Genomic DNA, 16060 nt, shown 5'->3' on the forward strand with positions numbered 1-16060 from the left:
ACCCAAGAATCTCCTTCCGAATTCATCCCGACTGGGTCGGGGATACGACAAGGCGCCTCATGGCGCACTGGAACCGGTCGGCGACCTGCAGAGCATCGGGGGCACCACGCCGGGCACCCTCGGCGTAGGCACCGGCCCGGTCCCGGCAGATGATCTCCACGCCGGGGTGACGGACCAGCCACACGGCCAGCAGACCGGCTTCACGGGTCGGGAGCACATCGACCACTCGATGGTCTTCGACACTGGTCAAAACGGTGGAGTACCTCTGGCCACGACGGATTGCGAAGTCGTCCACGCCCAGCACCCGCGGCGTGCTGAAACGTGGATCAGGCAATGCAATGACCCTGCGCAACAAGGTCATCCGTCCCGCACCGAAGCCCAGCTGGGCAGCCAGCCGAGCGCCAGCCCGCCCGGCCAGCGCGAGCCCCACTCGTTCCAGGGCGTGGTTGAGCCGCGTGGTGAACCGTGCGTGCGGGGCGGCCAGCCGGGAGAACTGCTCAGCGAACGTCCGACGCGGGCAGTCCGCCGCCCCGCAGATGAAGCGCCGGACCGTCAGCCGGATCACAAAGCCCTGCTCAGCGAGCGGTAGATCCTTCAGCCTGCGCTGGTAACGGTCGTGGACTCGGTCCGAGAACCGGCCGCAGTCCGGACACGCGGCCCCGGCCGCGCGGCCTCTCGCCACCACCTCGACTGCACCGAAAGCGGCCGTAACCGCCTCGACATCCACATCGTCGATCCCGTCGAACACCAGTAAGTCCCAGAACGGTGCATCGGTCTGCATGACCAGCACCATCACCGTCCACGACCGATCTCAGCAGCGGCCGGCCAGCACTTGAGGGAGCGTCAGTTCTGATCGTCGGACGACAATGCGTACGCGGGCTCACGTGATCCCGTCTCCTCGCAATCGAACATCGAGGTAACGCTCGGCGACGACTCCCCAAGATCTGTGCCAGAACCGAGAAGTGACAGCGGCCGTCAGGCGGCTGGCCCAGCAGTCGCCTCCACCGGTCGAGGACTGAGCCACGATCACGGCCTGGTGGCCAACCAGACGGTCACAGCCGCTGTGGCGGTGAGTCCGACATTGAGTGTGATCCGGCGGTCTTCGCCGGTCAGGTGAACGGCGATCGCACCGGTCTGCAGGAGTACGAAGCCGACGGCTGCGGCCGGCGCCAGCCAGGGAGCGGTGCCGGTCAGCGGTGGCAGGATCAGACCGGCCGCGCCGAGTATTTCGACCGCCCCCAGCGCCCTGAGGGCAGGCAAGGTGATGCGGTCGACCCAAGCCATCATCGGTCGGAGTTGATCGCGGCTGCGGATCACCTTCAGCGTGCCTGCGTAGAAGTAGAAGAGCGCGAGCAGTCCCGCGACGATCCAATAGGCGATGTTCATGGTTCCCGTTCATGGGGCCCCGGTTCGCGGGGGCCTGTCGATTGCGTCGAGTGTCAGGGAAGCCCCCTGGAGAAGGCCGGTCCGTCGTCCGAGGGGTTCGGATGCGAAAGGCGGGAGCGCCACGCCCCATAGCTCGAAGGAGGACGGCCGAGCCGTTTCGTCCCGTCGGCCTCAGGCGAGGTCAGTGGCGGGTTGTGTCGCGTAGCGGCTCATCGCGTCGATGTTGGCCTGTGGCGTCAGCGGCCGGCCGCCGGCGAGCACCTCCTGAAGGTCTCGGAAGTACTGCACGTACAGGTCGGGTGTGAATGTGCTGAGCATGACGGCGGGTTGGTCGGTCAGGTTGGCGAAGGTGTGCGGGGTGCCCGGCGGAACCATGACGAGCGTCCCCGCGGTGGCGTCGTAGTCCTCGACCCCGACGGTGAACCGCACGTTGCCGGAGAGGACGTAGAAGCCCTCGTCGTGTTGGCCATGGCGGTGCTGCGGCGGACCCTGCGTGTGCGGGGCGAGGACGGACTCGGTGATCGCGAGGCGGTGCCCGGTGTGGCTGCCGTCCTCGAGAACGCGCATGCGCGTGGTGCCCAGAACGATCGTCTCGCCGTCGCGGGGACCCACCACCGATACGGCGGGGTCGGCCTGCGGCTCGCTGGTCTTGGGTTCTTCGGTCATGTTCACGAGTGCACCGCCTGGACCTCGCCGGTGTCCAAGACCTATTCAGCAGCGCCGATACCTCGTTGGTATCGTTGCAGCGTGGAGCTACGGACCTTGCGCTACTTCGTGGCGGTCGCCGAGGAACTCCACTTCGGCCGGGCCGCCACCCGACTGCATATGAGTCAGCCGCCGCTGAGCCGGGCGATCAAGCAGTTGGAAGCCGAGGTCGGGGCGCTGCTCTTCGCCCGCTCGAGCACCGGCGTCACGCTCACTCCGGTGGGCACGGTGCTGCTCGACGAGGCGCGAGCCCTACTCGACCACGCCGACCGCGTCCGGGTACGCGTGAGCGCAGCAGCCGGCGTCGCGACCATCACCGTCGGCATCTTGGGCGACGGCACCGACCCGGGAGTGGCCAGGCTGGCCGCCGCCTACCGCCGAAACCACCCCGGCATCGACATCCATATCCGCGACACCGATCTGACCGACCCGACGTGCGGACTGCGCGCTGGACTGGTCGACGTCGCCCTCACACGGGCGCCGTTCGACGAGACTGCCCTGACGGTGCGTGTGCTGCGGACCGATCCGGTCGGCGTGGTCCTGCGCGCCGACGACCCGCTGGCCCGTAGCGGCCGGCTGCGGCTGGCCGAGCTCCGCGACCGCCGCTGGTTCCAGTTTCCGCAGGGCACTGACCCCATCTGGCAGTCGTACTGGAACGGTGGCAGGCCGCGCGAGGGACCAGTGGTGCGCGCCGTCCAGGAATGCCTGCAGGCTGTGCTGTGGAACGGCACGGTCGGCCTGGCGCCGCTCGGACACGACCTGCCCGCGGAGTTCACCGTGGTACCGCTGATCGACATGGCGCCGAGCCCAGTGGTGGCGGTGTGTAACGAAGGAGACACCAACCCGTTGATCCGATCATTCATCGAGATCGCGGCAGCCGCGTACCGCCACTGAGCATCGGCGACGGCGCTGCCGCAGCTCATGAACAATTCGAACGCTGCAGCCCTCGTGACCGCCTCCGGAAATGGTGATATCTGCCGGCGTTTCTCGGTTCTGGCACACGACGCTGGCCCTCTACAGCAAGACCATCTGCCCCGCCATCCGAGGCCAGTCCTCACCCGCCATCAGGTCGGCCAGCACCCCGCGGTCGAGCAGCGGGCGGCGCAGCGCCTCGGCAACCCAGCCCGGGGCGAGCTTCTCCTCCCCCTCCGAGTTCGTCCTCCTTGCCCTGGCGCCTCTTCTGGGCGGCGCGGCGCACGGCGTCGGAGATCGTCAGCATCAGCCGGAAGGCCGCCGCAGCGGTCTGGGCGGCCTCGGCCATCGACTTAGTTTCGTGAGGGCCGTCAGTTGCTGACGGCCCTCTTCGGCTCCTGTCGCGGTGGATCACCGAGCATGGCTTCCCCTGCGACATCACGACCTCCTCCCGCGCCGGCCACGGTTACCCGTCGAACTTCTGCTCGTAGGCCACACGCGCGCGCAGCGCGGCCGGGCCGGCCCACCGGCTCCGCAACCTGCGCAGCCTGCGCAGCCTGCGCAGCCTGCGCAGCCTGCGCCAGCATCGGCTCCCACCGGCGGACGCAACACCATCCCGGGCAGGGTCGCCCCCTCGTCCAGAGTCGGCCAGGCCAGACAGAGTCGGCCCGGCAGGAACGGCCGAAAGGTGCCGTAGCCGCTCCTGAGCGCGTCAGTGCCTGTTTCTGAACCCTGTCTACGCAGGCCAGGGTTCAGACAGGTACTCAGACTGGCCTCATCTCAGCCCGAAAGGTGCCGTCGTTCGGCAGCATGAGCACCACTTGTCCTGACTGCCAGTCGCGGGGGACTAGGTAGAAGTGGGTCGGCGTTTTTGCAAGGGTGACAAAGCCGGTGTAGCGGAAGCGGTAGGGCCCGCTTCCGCTGCCCTTGTCCGTGTAAGTGATCCCCGGAACCTCATGGGCGATCTTGACCCGCGAGTAAATCACAACACCTGGGTAGCCCCTGAACCCTTTGCCCGCGTCGATGGCGGCATCACTCCAGCCCGCGGTCGTCGCGTAGCGGGCCACGTACACAAACAGGGCTGCCGCCACAGTCCCAGCGAGCACCACCTCAGCGACGAGCCACACCCTCCTGCCCGTCGGTGCCCGTTTGTTCGGGGAACCCCAATCTCCGGGACTCAGTCGGAGACCGAACAGGTACAGCGCGGCTGCCAGCGCTACGACGAGTGGTGGCCACAACTCACGCGCTTCTCCCACCGAGGCCGGGCCCCGTGCTCGCACCATGAGCCACTCTGAGAACACCCAGGGGATCAGCAGCAGGATGACCACGCTGGGGTACATGAACCACCGGGCCACCACACGGCGCCGGGCAACGTTCCGGGGACCTGCCAGCACATGTTCGATCGTGAACAGCAGCATCAGCAGGACCACGCCAACGCTAAACAGGAACCACACCGGGATGAAAATCGCCTGCGGGCTGTTGACCAAGTAACCCTGTACGGAGAACTGGAGGTCGCCCGGCGGCACCCCGAAGAAGGAGTAGTACGTATCCGTGTAAGTGCTGCCGTAGAAGTAGAGCAAGCCGATGACGACGGTCCCTGGCGCGATGATGTACGCAGCCTTTTCGAGGAAGGACATCCACCGTGGAGGCCCCGGCCGCGACTGCTGGTCCACCCGGGGTACACGCACGCGCGGCCCCCGGCGCCCCGGCGGGCGCCGCCGTCCGCCGCCGTCGGAATCGGGCATGATCACACTGTGACCAGCCACACCCCCAGCCGCACGCCGAGCCGCACCATCCGGCTGACGGCGCCGGCAGGGCCGCCTGCCTGAACCCCGGCCAGCAGACTCTCGCTACCCTCGATCTAGGGTCGCTCTCGGAGCGATTCGCGGCCGTCAACCGGGCCCCTGGGTCGCGGTGACTGCGGTAAATGCTGCACCTGCCACAGGCGCACCAGGACTTCCGTTCGCTCTTCCGTCACGGTGACTGTTCTGCGAACGGGAGCGGTTCACCGGACTTCCGGCTCAAAGCCGCTGGTCTGCGTAGACAGGGTTCAGAAACAGGCACTCAGCTTGAGCTTTAACCTCCGGCCGTGCCGTGACGGCTGAGGTTGATCTCCAGCTCAGACCCGGTGCGAGGCCTTGTTGACGGTCGGCGCATGATGGCCGTCATGGAGAACGTGGTCGAGAAGGTCAAGGTCTGGTTCCGGTTCATCCCTCGCGAGGGATGGTTCCCCCAGGACACCGAGGGCCTGTGGGCGACGCCGCTCGGCGATGACACGGCGTGTGTGCAGAACATCCCGTTTCTCCAGAACGGGGTCGCCGAGGGCGATGTAGTGCGATACCAGACCGATGCCGACGGGCTCCACTGGGCTGTCGGGCGGGTTAGTTCGTCCGGCAACTGCACGATCCGTGTGGTGCCTGTGCCCAACGGTCCCCTGGGACGCAGTCCGCAGGCGGTGCATCAGCGCCTTTCAGTGTTCGAGCTCGGAGGCGAGGTCTTCAGCGAGGACTTTCCCATGGTGGCCTTCACCGCACCGGCAGGCGCGGACTTCGCCGGGATCAAGACTCTCCTGGCACAGGGGCAGACAGAGGGATGGTGGCACTACGAGGTCGGATGTGGCACCGACGAGTGGTGGAACGCCTGAGCCTGCCGGCTCTCCGATTCGTCGAGGTTTGGTGCCGACCTTGTGATGTGCGGGTCGGGCGTATGACTCGCCTGTGGCGAGGACGCGTCCGACGTCGTATCGGGTGGCGGGTCTCCGGTTCTTCGAGCCGGGTGGGCGGCCGGGGCCCGATCGAGTGGGTTTCGGTGCACGGGCTGGAGTGCCCGTCTTCGCGCGGAGGTTCCTGAACCCCCGGCGGACTCGGGCGGGGGTGAGTCTGTTCGGTTCCGCTGGCCGTTCCCACGGCCGGCGGAGGTCGCGCGCGAGTGGCCGGGCGAGCCGGAGTTGGGCGTGGGCGGCCAGGACGAGCCAGGTCCAGCGGTCGGCCGCGGCGGAGTCCCGGAGCTTGGGTCGGGTCCAGCCGAGCGTCTGCTTGAGCAGGCGGAAGGTGTGCTCCACGTCGAACCTTCGCAGGAAGGCCTGCCAGCATCGGTCAACGTCGTCCGTGGTGGCGCCGGTACCCGACCACCAGAGCCAGACGGGCTTGTTGACCCCGCCGCTGGGCGGTTTCTCGACCGTCAACCTGATCACGGTGCCCTCGATGATGGGCAAGGGGCCGTCGTGATCACCCCATGCCGCCCGGCGGGTCAGCCGGGGGTGTAGCCGGTCCCAGGCCTGCGCGGTCGCTGTCCCGTACCGCTCGGTGTCGGTCACGGTCACTACCGCCACCTCTCCCCAGGTCTCGGGGCTGCCGAAGACGAACTCACCTCCGTGCTTGGGCGGGCGCCCGCCCTGCGGCGGGCAGATCCACGGCACCGGGACCGGCTTGCGCATCACGCGGTCGGACCGGAGCCGGCTCAGCACCTCGATCGGCAGGTCAGCCAGGAGGTGGGCGATACGAGGCGCGTCGTATCCGGCGTCCAGCACGACCAGGACGTCTCGGTCATCGTCCCGCCACTGGCCGGCCTCGATGAGGCGTTCGATGACCTCGCGGACCTGGCCGGCGGTGACGGCGGCCAGGTCCGTGCCGGGCTCCAGCCGAATCGCGTCGAGCAACGCGGTCCACGAGGTCCGGCCCGTCTCCAGCGCGGCGACGATCGAGTACGGCCAGCCGGGCACCATCTGGTGCTTGCCCAAACCGCGGCCGAAGGTGTGACAGAACGAGCGGTCCGAAGACGTGTCGGCGTCCGGGCGCAGCCACGGGGAGACGTCCACCGCCAACACAAGGCGTCCATCGGCAGCCCGGGGCAGCGGCACACCGGCCAGGGCCCGCCTCAGCCGAGCTACGTCGATCCGGCCCCGGTTCAGCCCGGAGTACAGGGCACCGTGGCCGCGTCGGTGCTCGGGAACGAGAGCCAGGTCCACGAGGGTGCGGACGGGACCGTCAATGCACAGCAAGGCGTCGCACAGCTCGAACAGCGCGTCGCTCCGGGAGACCAGGCACGAGTACAACTCGGTACGGAATTCGGTCACCGCCGCCAGCGCGCCTCGTTGAACCTCGTGTCCGACCAGTTCCGCGATCCCGGCCTCCGTGCCGCAGCGACCCTGGTCACAGGATCAAGCCCCGGCCCCTGGCGCGTCCGGTGAACTGGAGAAAGCCGAAGCAAGTTCGATCCGCGTTCGACAGCGGACGATAAACGACAAGCTCAGCTCCGTCAGCGTTGATGGGTCGCGCTCGGCGAGTGCCGGGCCGCGTCGACACCGGGGGGCGTACCACTCCAGGGAGCGGACGGAGGCGTGGCGGGAGCGGGCCAGCAGCATCGGGGTGGAAGTGAGGGCCGCACCCGCCTGACCGGGCGCGGGCGGGTCGGGGGCGGTGGTGGCGCGGGAACGGGCGGCGGTGCCCACGATGCCGTCGCTGACCACATGGGAGAGCACCCGGCCGAGGCCGAGGCCGGGTCGCACACACACGAGGCGACCGTACGACCTTCACCAGAGATGAGAGTTGCGTCGGCCGCGGAGGTGACGCGAGAGGTCACGGCTCGTTGTGCAGTCATGATCAAAAATATGCTCGGAGCGGCTGTCCTGGTAAGCGCGGCCGTGGTGAGCGGCACCCAGGCTGTTCAGGCTCAGCCGGCTGAGGTCCACAGCGTGCAGCACACCAAGCGGTGGGAGCAGCCAGGACAGTGGGATTGGGTAGTCCCGCAGGGAGTCGAAGAGATCACTGTGTATGCCTGGGGCGCCGGGGGCGGTGGTGGCGGCGGCGGTGGGACCGGCGGGGGCGGCGGGGGCGGCGGTGGCGGTAACGGAGGAGGGTCCAACGCCGTGGGGACAGCCGGCGGTGGTGGCGGTGGCGGCGGAGGCAGTGCGGGAGGCGGCGGAGGCGCGGGCGCGAGCAGCGGCTCCTTCGTTCAGTGCCGGCTTTCTGTGTCGCCGGGGTGGAAGCTGCGGATCACCGTCGGGGGCGGCGCGTCGGGCGGCGCGGGCGGCCCCGGCGGTTCGCAGGGGGCTCGGGGGAAGGGCGGTGGCAGCACATTCGGTGGTGGAACCGACGGGACTGGCGGTGCGGCCGGCGGCGACGGACACGCCGGCGGCCGCGCCTCGGGCTCGGGCATCGACATCCGGAACGCAAGCAACAAGTTCCTGGAGTCGGTCGCGGGCGCGCCGGGGGGAATCGGCGGTGAGGCGGGGCGGTCCGGCAGTGCCGGCTCGGGAGGTGGGGGCGGCTACAACGGCACCATCGCCGGTGGGGCCGGTGGCAGCGGCGGAGCCAGCGGCACGGACGGTGGCGCGGGCGGAACCGGCGTCGGGGGCAACTCCCCCGCAGTAGAGCCCTGCGGCAGGCATGGTAAGAGCGTCGCAGTGGTGGAGGGCCAGCCCGGTCAGCCCGGAGGCGCCGGCCTGCCCGGCACCAACGGAGCCGACGGCACCCACAACGAACAGGGAGGCGTCAGCCGGCCCGGAAAGGGCGGGCACGCGGGTAGCCCCGGCGCCTTCGGCCCCGGCGGCACACCGGCCGGAGCAGGCGGCATGTCCTACGGCGCCGGCGGAAACGGCGGACCAGGAGCGCACGGCAACGGCGGCGGCGACGGCGGCCAGGGAGGCGAATGGGACCCCAACGTCGGCAACGCCAAGGGCGAGAAGTGGATCGGCCTGGACGGATGGGCCGGACTCTCCAACCACCACGGAGCCCGAGGCGCCAACGGCGGTGACGGGGCAGTGGTCATCACCTGGTGACACCCCCCCCCCGTGCCCGGGCTGGTCATCACCAGCCCGGGCACGGCCACCGCACTCACAAAGACGGCGCACGGAGAGCGCACCGCAGGAAATCCGAGCCGAAGCCGGAGAACAGTGCGCCGTCCTCGCCCGAGGCCTCCGCCGGAAGATCACGGCTGTCGGCCAACTCATGGATCTGCCCGAGCACCCCACGCGGCCCTTCACCAGCAGCGACCGCGTACGACAGCAGGCCCCATACCGCGACCAGCACCCGGTTGATCCGCCGCTCACCCCGCACCGGCTCCGACCCGCACCCCGACCGCGTATCGGCGGGCGCTCACCGTTGGCCCGACCGCGCGCAGCGCTTCATGAGCGCCTGGGCCACTGGGCCCCTTGGGTGCGGGGCGGTAGCGGCATGCGCCGCTGGCCCTTGCCCCTGTTCCTCGCCGCGCTGCTCGCGGCCCGCGGGGGCGTCACCGTCCACCCCGTTCCCGCCCCGCACCGGCACCGGCACCGGCACCGGCACCGGCACCGGCACCAAGCCACCGACCGCGCCCCGGCCGGGAAGGCCTGCACCGGGCGAGGGCGGCACCGGCCTGGGGCGGGGGGTGAGGATGCCGTGCTCGGTGACCAGAGCCCGCAGTGTGCGGGCGCCCTCGCGTTCGGCGGCGGTGCGGACGCGGACTGCGGGCAGGGGACGGCCCAGGCCGTCCAGGCGTTCGGGATCGGTCGGTGGCGCAGGGGTGCGCCTGGTCAGTCGCAGGGCCCGGCCGTCCGTCAGCGCCCAGGCTCCGGCGGGCAGTGCCGTACCGTCCGGAGCCCCGTCGACCAGGACCAGACTGCAGCCCTCGCCGAGATCGACCGCGGCCACCGTTCCGGTCACCCACTCGCCCTCGCCGGTGAACGCCACGTCCACCGGCGCCGAGGACGCGGTGATCGTGGCCTGTCCACCGACCGAGAGGGCCTGCAGATCACACACCGCGCCGTCGATCCGCACGGTGCCGCCCGGGAAGACGAGTGCCGCGGCGTCAGGGTCGGCGAACACGGACACCGGGATCTCGACCACCCCCCCGAGGTCCGCTTGGTTGAGAAGCTTTCGCGGGCATCGTCCGCCGCTTCGGCGCGGCGGCCAGGATCTATCCGAGCCAGTCCAGGACCACCGCCTTCTCATCGTCCTTTATGCCGGCAGTCTGCCCGACTCGACGTGGCCGCGCGGCCACCGTCCCCCACGGGACGGGTCACTGCAGCGGACCCCACTGCCGGGGTGCCATTCCAACACCGGCCTCACTGTGTCGCCGTGCTCGGCGCACCATGGACCAGCCGGGCACGAACTGGCCCGAGAACCGGCCGTTGCGACCGCGGCCGGTTGGTTCAGCCAGGCGCAGGTACGCCGCGTCGTTTCAAAGGAGATGCAAGGAGCAGACGACTTGAGCCCTGCGCCGCTATAGCCGGATTCATCCTTTCGGGGCCTGCCGGTGCGGGAGCGGGCCGGGGCCTGTGGTGATCAGTAGCGTGCGGAATGCCGTCACTCGCACGGCATGTCCGCGTCGCCCGGCGCGTCCCCCTGCTCTGGAGATGTCCCCATGAATATTGATGGTCAGCTGCCCCCGATCGGGGTGGAGATCCCGTGCTCCGGCTACGCCGTGGACGTGCCGCTGAAGATCGACGCGATCGGCATGGTCCAGCTCGACTTCAAGGGCGGCATCAGGGTCCGCGTCGAGGCGCCCATCACCGGCGGTCTCGGCGGAAGACGGCTGAAGATCATCGGTGAGGAGTACAGCGCCGCCCACCCCGAGCTCGGCAGGGTCACGCTCTCGCAGGCCGACATCGACGTCACACCGCTCAGCCTGCTGGAAGTCATCTCGAACACGCCGCCGAGGTACAAGAACACCCTGTTCCACGACTTCACCCTCACCATCGACAAGTTCCCCGGCTCCAACGGGCCGATGACGCTGTCCAACACCAGGACGCTGGCCACCTTGAACTCCAGCCTCACGGTGTTCCCCCCGCAGGGCGATGTCTACCAGCTGGAGCAGCCGATCGAATTCGCCCGCGTCGGTGACCCTGGCAAGGTCGTCGCGCAGCTCACGGCCCTTCCGATGACCATGTCCCACAACCCCTGATGCCCAGGCGTGAGCCGTCGCCGCGAGGCTGACGAGGCATCGTCATCCCTGGACGTGGTTGACGGCGACCAGGCGGTTGCCCCTGAACAGCCAGAGCTGGTCAGGACCGATCGTCATCGCGTCGTCGATGTCCTCGGCGGCGTCCGGCGGGAACTGAACGTGAGTGCCGTGCCCGTGGGGAGGGCCGGCGCTCGATGCCCGCGGTCGGGTCACCGATGAGCCGGCCACGGGCGAGCCACCAGCCGACCGCCGTGCGGACGATGGACAGCTCGCGGCTGACGGTGTCGGCGTTCAGCGCTTCGGCCCGCGCGGCGGGGAGCTCAGCGAGCGGGACGGCAGCCCCCGGGCGCCGCACGCCTCCAGGGAGAGCGGGGGCCGGGACGGCGTCACGGCGGGCCGGTCCGACCAGCGCCGGCTCGCCGGTTGGGAGGACACCGGGGCGCGGCGGACGCGGTCAGCCGCAGCCCCCGCCGCACTGGCACGCGCCGCCGTTCTGGCAGCCGCAGCTGCAGCCGGGACCGCACTGGCAGTCACTCATCTGAGGGTTCTCGACCTGGGCAGGGGACTGGCCGTTCACGGGCCCAGCGTCTCCGTATCCGCTCGGCTCCTTACGAGACGCGATTACCCAGCACTTTCCATGGTGCGGCAGCCCACCCTCCTCCGCGTGATGTGCCCGGTGGACAGGGGCGACCTTGCGGCGGGCCCCGCTGCACCGCTCCCCCGACAGCTCCGGCGCACGCGGCCTCTGCAACGGCGCGCTCCCGGCGCGAGAGGCGGACCTCGGTCGACCGGGGTTCGGCTGTCAACCGGCAGACCGCGTGGCGGGCGGCGGCCGGCCGGCTTCAACCGGGGGCTGTACGCGCTCCGTGGCCGCGCTCCGCCTCTGGCTCCGGTCATGGCCCGCCGGACGACGCCTAGAACAAGTGCGGACCCTCTGCAGTGCCGGCGTCCTCGAGTGTCGGCGGCGCTTGAATCGTGGTTCTGGATCACTTTCAGAGCGGTCTTCCAGCGCATGGTCCAGCGGGCCTGCCCCTTGCCCGTGGGGTCCAGGGACACGATCGCCATGTAGACGCACTTCGGAGCGGCGGTCTCGTTCGGGAAGTGCCCACGGGCCTTGACCGCCCGCCGGATCCTGGCGTTCACGAACTCGATCGCGTTGGTCGTGCAGACGATGCGGCGGATCTCGGTGTCGAACCGCAGGAACGGGGTGAACTCTTCCCAGGCGGTCTCCCAGAGCCTGACCGGACAGCCTTGGGTACCGTCATGCGAAGGCAGTGCGCCGTCTTGATCGAGTCCGGGGACCGCGTCGTCGGTGTCAACTTCGCCTGGCCTCGCTCTGGATCGCGACGAACAGTCCGCGCAGGCGGACATCTCCTCGACCGAGGCCACCATCTGAAGTCCAGCAAACACCGGTCGGCGACTGCACTTCGGCTGCAGGGGCCGGTACTCAGGAGACGCTTTCATGATCCAGCCGCGATACCGCTGATGCCTGAAGGCACTACGCCGCCAGCCCGCCGTTTGCCCGCCCTCCCCCGCCCCGAACGAGGCCTATGCAGCGATCCGTACGGCGTGCCGGCGTCGTAGCGGCGCCGCTCCGTTTGTGGTGGCCACCGCATCGACCCGGGCACAGCCACGATCCCGTGCGGAAGCCCGTCGCCGCAAAGGAGGACCACCATGCTCGAAGGCCGCCCAGAAGACCCGCGGTGCGAGAACGGGCTGCGCGCTCCTGATTCCGGCCGGTGCGGGTTGGCTGGGGATTCAGGTGCCGGGGCCGGCTCCCAGGGTTCGCCGTCCCCGCGATGGCTCGGCGACTGTGCGCGAGGGCGGCCGGGGCGGATTCTGGGCAGCCTGATCGGCGATGGTGCGGCCGCGTACGGCACGCTCCCCCATGCCGTCGGCGGTTGGGGCGGGTCCCTGCCCGAGCGGGCGGCGCGGAATGCTCACCCCCGCAGTCTCGCAGCCACCCCACCGGCCCACGTCCGGGGGTCCCTCCCGCAGCCCGTTCATCACATCGATGACTCCGACGGAGGCACCTCGTTGAAGGCGGCAAGCGATCAAGGAGGCTTCTGACCGCCCCAGCCGCCTCTCGTGACGGACCACCATCCACGCCATCTCCAGGTCGCGTGCGCGAGCCCTCGCTCCCGCCGATCAAGCGCGGCAGCAAGCCCGAAGGCCGTCGCCAGCCCTCGTGGGCCCACAACCAGGCCCAGGGCCGTGAGTTGACCCTGCACCGGGACATCGAGGCAGTCACCGGCTTCCGGATCTACGTCTGCCCCCCGCACTGACCCTGGCCGCGCGGGACGAACGAGAACACGAACGGGCCGCCGCGGAGGTACTTCCCCAAGGGCAGCGGTCTGTCCGTCCACTCCGCCCGTGACCTCCGTGACGTCGCCGCCCAACTGAACCGCAGGCCCCGTCTCGTCCTCGGCGAACAAAACACCCGCAGTGTCTGCACTTCAGGTTGCGGGCCAGGGTGAGTTCCCCGACAGCGTGGACGAGCTGGTGGTCGCGGCCACTGGCAAGTGCACAGCAAAATCGCACCGCTTCCGGGCCGCGAAACAGCGATGGCATCCGAACGGAGCGGGGGAAGGCGGCAAATCGGGGCCGCATAACTCCGACGATCCGACCGTGACCCCGCAGACCTCGCAGACCCCGAAGGATGTGACGTATGCATTCAAGGACGGCGGCGATAGGTTGGGGTCGTGATCGACTTCCTCCTCGACGCCCCGGTCCCCGGCAGCTTGGACGCCGTGTGGCACGCGGGCTGGCCGTCCCCCAAGCACGATCCCGCCCCCGAGATCCAGGTCCACGCTTACACCCAGAACACGGTGATCCTGCGCCAGAACAAGTCGGTGCACTACGAGGCGCCGTTCCTCTTCCTCCTCTTCGGGAACGAGCGGGCGCTCCTGATCGACACGGGTGCCACCGCCGACCCCGGCTACTTCCCCCTGCGCGCGACCGTCGACGCCCTGATCGAGGACTGGCTGATGCGCAATCCCCGCGCACGGTACGGGCTGACGGTCGCTCACACCCATGGGCACGGCGACCACATCGCGGGCGATGGACAGTTCGCCGACAGACCGGAAACCACGATCGTCGGCCCGGGGCTGGACGAGGTCACGGCCCACTTCGGACTCGACGACTGGCCGCACCGCACCACCGAGCTCGACCTGGGCGGACGTGTCCTCGACCTCGTCCCCGGGCCCGGCCACCAGGCCGCCGCTCTGGTCTTCCACGACCGGCACACGGGTCTGCTGCTGACCGGCGACTCGCTCTACCCCGGGCGGCTCTACGTGGAGGACCGGGCGGCCTACGCTGACACGGTAGACCGGCTCGTGGACTTCTGCGCGACCCGCCCGATCACCCACCTCCTCGGCTGCCACATCGAGATGACCACGCAACCAAACACCGACTACCCGCGGGGTACCACCCACCAGCCGGACGAGCCTCCGCTCCAACTCGCAACCACCCACCTGCACGCCCTGCGCCGCGCCCTCGCGGAGACGGCGGGACAGTCGGGCACCCATCCCCGCGGCGCCTTCATCGTCGTGTACCGGGACTGACCTGCGGGCCGGCCGCACCGTCCTACCGCGCGCCCGGACGGCCGGACGGACGGCCCGGCTTACCGTGCGCGAGCCGTGCGTGCAGGGCGGGGCCGCCGGCCGTGACCACGGCCTTCCTCCTTCCTCGGGTGCGGCCGCCGGCTCACCGTCGGGGACGGGGAACGGATTGGTGTCGTCAGTCGGGTGGAAGGTCGTCCGGGCGAACGGCCTGTCCGGTCCTGGCCGTAACTCCCCTGCAAGGTCAATGAGTCGCGCAGAAGGACAGCTGCCGGAGGTCGGCCACGGGCCTGCCTCAGGCGCCGGTCCGCAGGCGTTGTCAGGGCATGGACGGGACCCTGACCTGCTGAACGTGCTCCTCGCCCACCCCGAGCATGCGGTGCACGACGCCAGGGTCCGGTTGGCGGCGCCAAGTCGATCCCACGACCACGTGGTCCGGCCGGGCCGGAGGGGTTCGCAGGCGCGCTGCCCTGGACAGGATCGACGCATGTACTCCGTGAAGACCGTCCTGACGGCCACCGCCGCAATGCTCCTCGCCCTCGCCGCTCCGGCCGCCGCAATCCCCGCGGCTCCCACCACCCCGGCCCGCCCCGCCGTGTCCGCCGCGCCACGTCCCTGCGACGGCGCCGCGACCTGCTACGTCAACGTGACGGTCGCTCAGGTCTGGGTGAGCCCCGGACAGGTCCGGCCCGTGGACGCTCCGGCGACCACCAATCCCGCAGACATCCGCGGCTGGTTGACGACCATGTCCCTGGACGAGCGGCGTGAGGTCGCCGGGGAGACGCAGGCTCTCCACGGCGTTCCGGTGACCGTCGACCACACCGAGTGGCACGGCGGTCTGCTCTGGGACCACGTATGGGTGCACGGCCAGCCCACCCCCAGGGACCAGGCAGGACGGGGCGCCTACCCCGGCTGGATTCCCGACCGGCAACTGACCTCGGAGCACCGGCGCCCGCCCGGCGGTACGCACGAGGAACGCGTTGCCCGCCCAACGGCCCGGGGCTTCGCCACCGCCCAGGCCGCGCTTGACCGCCGCCAATCCGGGCAGGCGGGCGAGTACTCGTACAACACCTCCTTCCCGGTGAAGGCCGGTCCGCTGCCCGGAGTCGTCACCGCCTACTCCACCGGCGGTGGCCGGCTGTTCTTCCGAGCTGACGACCTGGCGAGGGTGCCGGCCTCAGCGAGCGGCGCGGACGTGGTCGCCGCCGCACGCGCCTTCCTGGGTCTGCCCTACCTGTGGTCGGGCACCTCCGGATTCGGCTACGACTGCTCCGGTCTCACCGGCCAGGTCTACTCCGCCCTCGGCGTGACGATCCCCCGGGACGCCCAACCGCAGTTCGAGGCGGGCGGCGGGCAGGTACCCGCCGGCTCGGCCGCGGGGGTGCGGATCACCGGTACGGAGGACCTCAGGCCCGGCGACATCGTCGCCTTCCGCCCCGCCACCGGCACCGAGGTCACCCACGTCGGCATCTATTCGGGGACGCGGAACGGCGAACCCATGATGATCAACTCGCCTCGGACCGGTGACCCGGTCAAGGAGGAGCCCATCGGTTCCACCGGCCGCGTCTACGTGGGCGCCACCCGCTTCCTGACCCGCTGACGCGCGTACGGCCTGC

Annotated in this window: 15 protein-coding genes and 3 pseudogenes; 9 read left to right on the plus strand and 9 right to left on the minus strand. The window is 70.0% G+C overall.

Annotated features, from left to right (window positions below):
• Positions 1-22: 22 nt before the first annotated feature.
• The 3 genes from ACZ5WG_RS34440 to ACZ5WG_RS34450 form a co-directional block, all read right to left on the minus strand.
• Entirely contained in the window at positions 23-781 is a 759-nt protein-coding gene (locus tag ACZ5WG_RS34440) for an ISL3 family transposase (RefSeq protein ID WP_468728380.1), read from the minus strand.
• A gap of 245 nt (positions 782-1026) precedes the next feature.
• The gene (locus ACZ5WG_RS34445; protein ID WP_468728382.1) at positions 1027-1386 is read right to left on the minus strand and encodes a DoxX family protein; all 360 of its coding nucleotides are present in this window, start codon (positions 1384-1386) and stop codon (positions 1027-1029) included.
• Between the two features lie 171 nt (positions 1387-1557).
• Positions 1558-2052, minus strand: coding sequence for a cupin domain-containing protein (locus ACZ5WG_RS34450; RefSeq protein ID WP_468728384.1), 495 nt, complete (start codon positions 2050-2052; stop codon positions 1558-1560).
• Positions 2053-2133: 81 nt separating this feature from the next.
• Here ACZ5WG_RS34450 and ACZ5WG_RS34455 point away from each other — a divergent pair, with 81 nt between their 5' ends.
• Entirely contained in the window at positions 2134-2985 is an 852-nt protein-coding gene (locus tag ACZ5WG_RS34455) for a LysR family transcriptional regulator (protein WP_468728638.1), read from the plus strand.
• Between the two features lie 782 nt (positions 2986-3767).
• Here the strand turns inward: ACZ5WG_RS34455 and ACZ5WG_RS34460 are convergent.
• Positions 3768-4640: a hypothetical protein gene (locus ACZ5WG_RS34460; RefSeq protein ID WP_468728385.1), complete on the minus strand. Its 873-nt coding sequence runs from the start codon at positions 4638-4640 to the stop codon at positions 3768-3770.
• A gap of 518 nt (positions 4641-5158) precedes the next feature.
• Here ACZ5WG_RS34460 and ACZ5WG_RS34465 point away from each other — a divergent pair.
• Positions 5159-5647 (plus strand): DUF4265 domain-containing protein, encoded by a 489-nt coding sequence (locus tag ACZ5WG_RS34465; protein ID WP_468728387.1) that lies wholly within the window; start codon positions 5159-5161, stop codon positions 5645-5647.
• Between the two features lie 12 nt (positions 5648-5659).
• Here the strand turns inward: ACZ5WG_RS34465 and ACZ5WG_RS34470 are convergent.
• Positions 5660-7117 (minus strand): annotated as a pseudogene (locus ACZ5WG_RS34470) (NF041680 family putative transposase); the annotation flags it as partial.
• 45 nt (positions 7118-7162) lie between these two features.
• Positions 7163-7516 (minus strand): hypothetical protein, encoded by a 354-nt coding sequence (locus tag ACZ5WG_RS34475; protein WP_468728388.1) that lies wholly within the window; start codon positions 7514-7516, stop codon positions 7163-7165.
• A gap of 354 nt (positions 7517-7870) precedes the next feature.
• On the opposite strand from ACZ5WG_RS34475, the gene ACZ5WG_RS34480 reads away from it, so the two are divergent.
• Entirely contained in the window at positions 7871-8782 is a 912-nt protein-coding gene (locus ACZ5WG_RS34480; RefSeq protein WP_468728390.1) for a hypothetical protein, read from the plus strand.
• A gap of 55 nt (positions 8783-8837) precedes the next feature.
• Here ACZ5WG_RS34480 and ACZ5WG_RS34485 read toward each other — a convergent pair whose 3' ends face one another.
• Both ACZ5WG_RS34485 and ACZ5WG_RS34490 read right to left on the minus strand, forming a co-directional pair.
• Positions 8838-9032 (minus strand): hypothetical protein, encoded by a 195-nt coding sequence (locus ACZ5WG_RS34485; protein WP_468728391.1) that lies wholly within the window; start codon positions 9030-9032, stop codon positions 8838-8840.
• A gap of 66 nt (positions 9033-9098) precedes the next feature.
• A complete protein-coding gene (locus tag ACZ5WG_RS34490; protein ID WP_468728393.1) occupies positions 9099-9806 on the minus strand; it encodes a hypothetical protein in 708 nt (235 codons plus the stop codon).
• A 538-nt stretch (positions 9807-10344) separates the two neighbouring features.
• Between ACZ5WG_RS34490 and ACZ5WG_RS34495 the strand changes: the two genes are divergently transcribed.
• Entirely contained in the window at positions 10345-10884 is a 540-nt protein-coding gene (locus ACZ5WG_RS34495) for a hypothetical protein (protein WP_468728394.1), read from the plus strand.
• A gap of 993 nt (positions 10885-11877) precedes the next feature.
• Here the strand turns inward: ACZ5WG_RS34495 and ACZ5WG_RS34500 are convergent.
• Positions 11878-12126, minus strand: a pseudogene (locus tag ACZ5WG_RS34500) (transposase); the annotation flags it as partial.
• An 881-nt stretch (positions 12127-13007) separates the two neighbouring features.
• On the opposite strand from ACZ5WG_RS34500, the gene ACZ5WG_RS34505 reads away from it, so the two are divergent.
• The 5 genes and pseudogenes from ACZ5WG_RS34505 (at position 13008) to ACZ5WG_RS34525 (ending at position 16044) form a co-directional block, all read left to right on the plus strand.
• Complete coding sequence (locus ACZ5WG_RS34505; RefSeq protein WP_468728646.1) at positions 13008-13169, plus strand: hypothetical protein; 162 nt, start codon at positions 13008-13010, stop codon at positions 13167-13169.
• Positions 13149-13361, plus strand: a pseudogene (locus tag ACZ5WG_RS34510) (hypothetical protein); the annotation flags it as partial. The gene ACZ5WG_RS34505 and the pseudogene ACZ5WG_RS34510, both read left to right, overlap by 21 nt.
• Complete coding sequence (locus tag ACZ5WG_RS34515; protein WP_468728647.1) at positions 13330-13590, plus strand: hypothetical protein; 261 nt, start codon at positions 13330-13332, stop codon at positions 13588-13590. The pseudogene ACZ5WG_RS34510 and the gene ACZ5WG_RS34515, both read left to right, overlap by 32 nt.
• Complete coding sequence (locus ACZ5WG_RS34520; RefSeq protein ID WP_468728396.1) at positions 13587-14447, plus strand: MBL fold metallo-hydrolase; 861 nt, start codon at positions 13587-13589, stop codon at positions 14445-14447. Before ACZ5WG_RS34515 ends, ACZ5WG_RS34520 begins: the two co-directional genes overlap by 4 nt.
• 484 nt (positions 14448-14931) lie before the next feature.
• Positions 14932-16044: a C40 family peptidase gene (locus tag ACZ5WG_RS34525; RefSeq protein ID WP_468728398.1), complete on the plus strand. Its 1113-nt coding sequence runs from the start codon at positions 14932-14934 to the stop codon at positions 16042-16044.
• Positions 16045-16060: the final 16 nt, after the last annotated feature.

This window comes from Streptomyces sp. NPDC032745 (assembly GCF_055579465.1).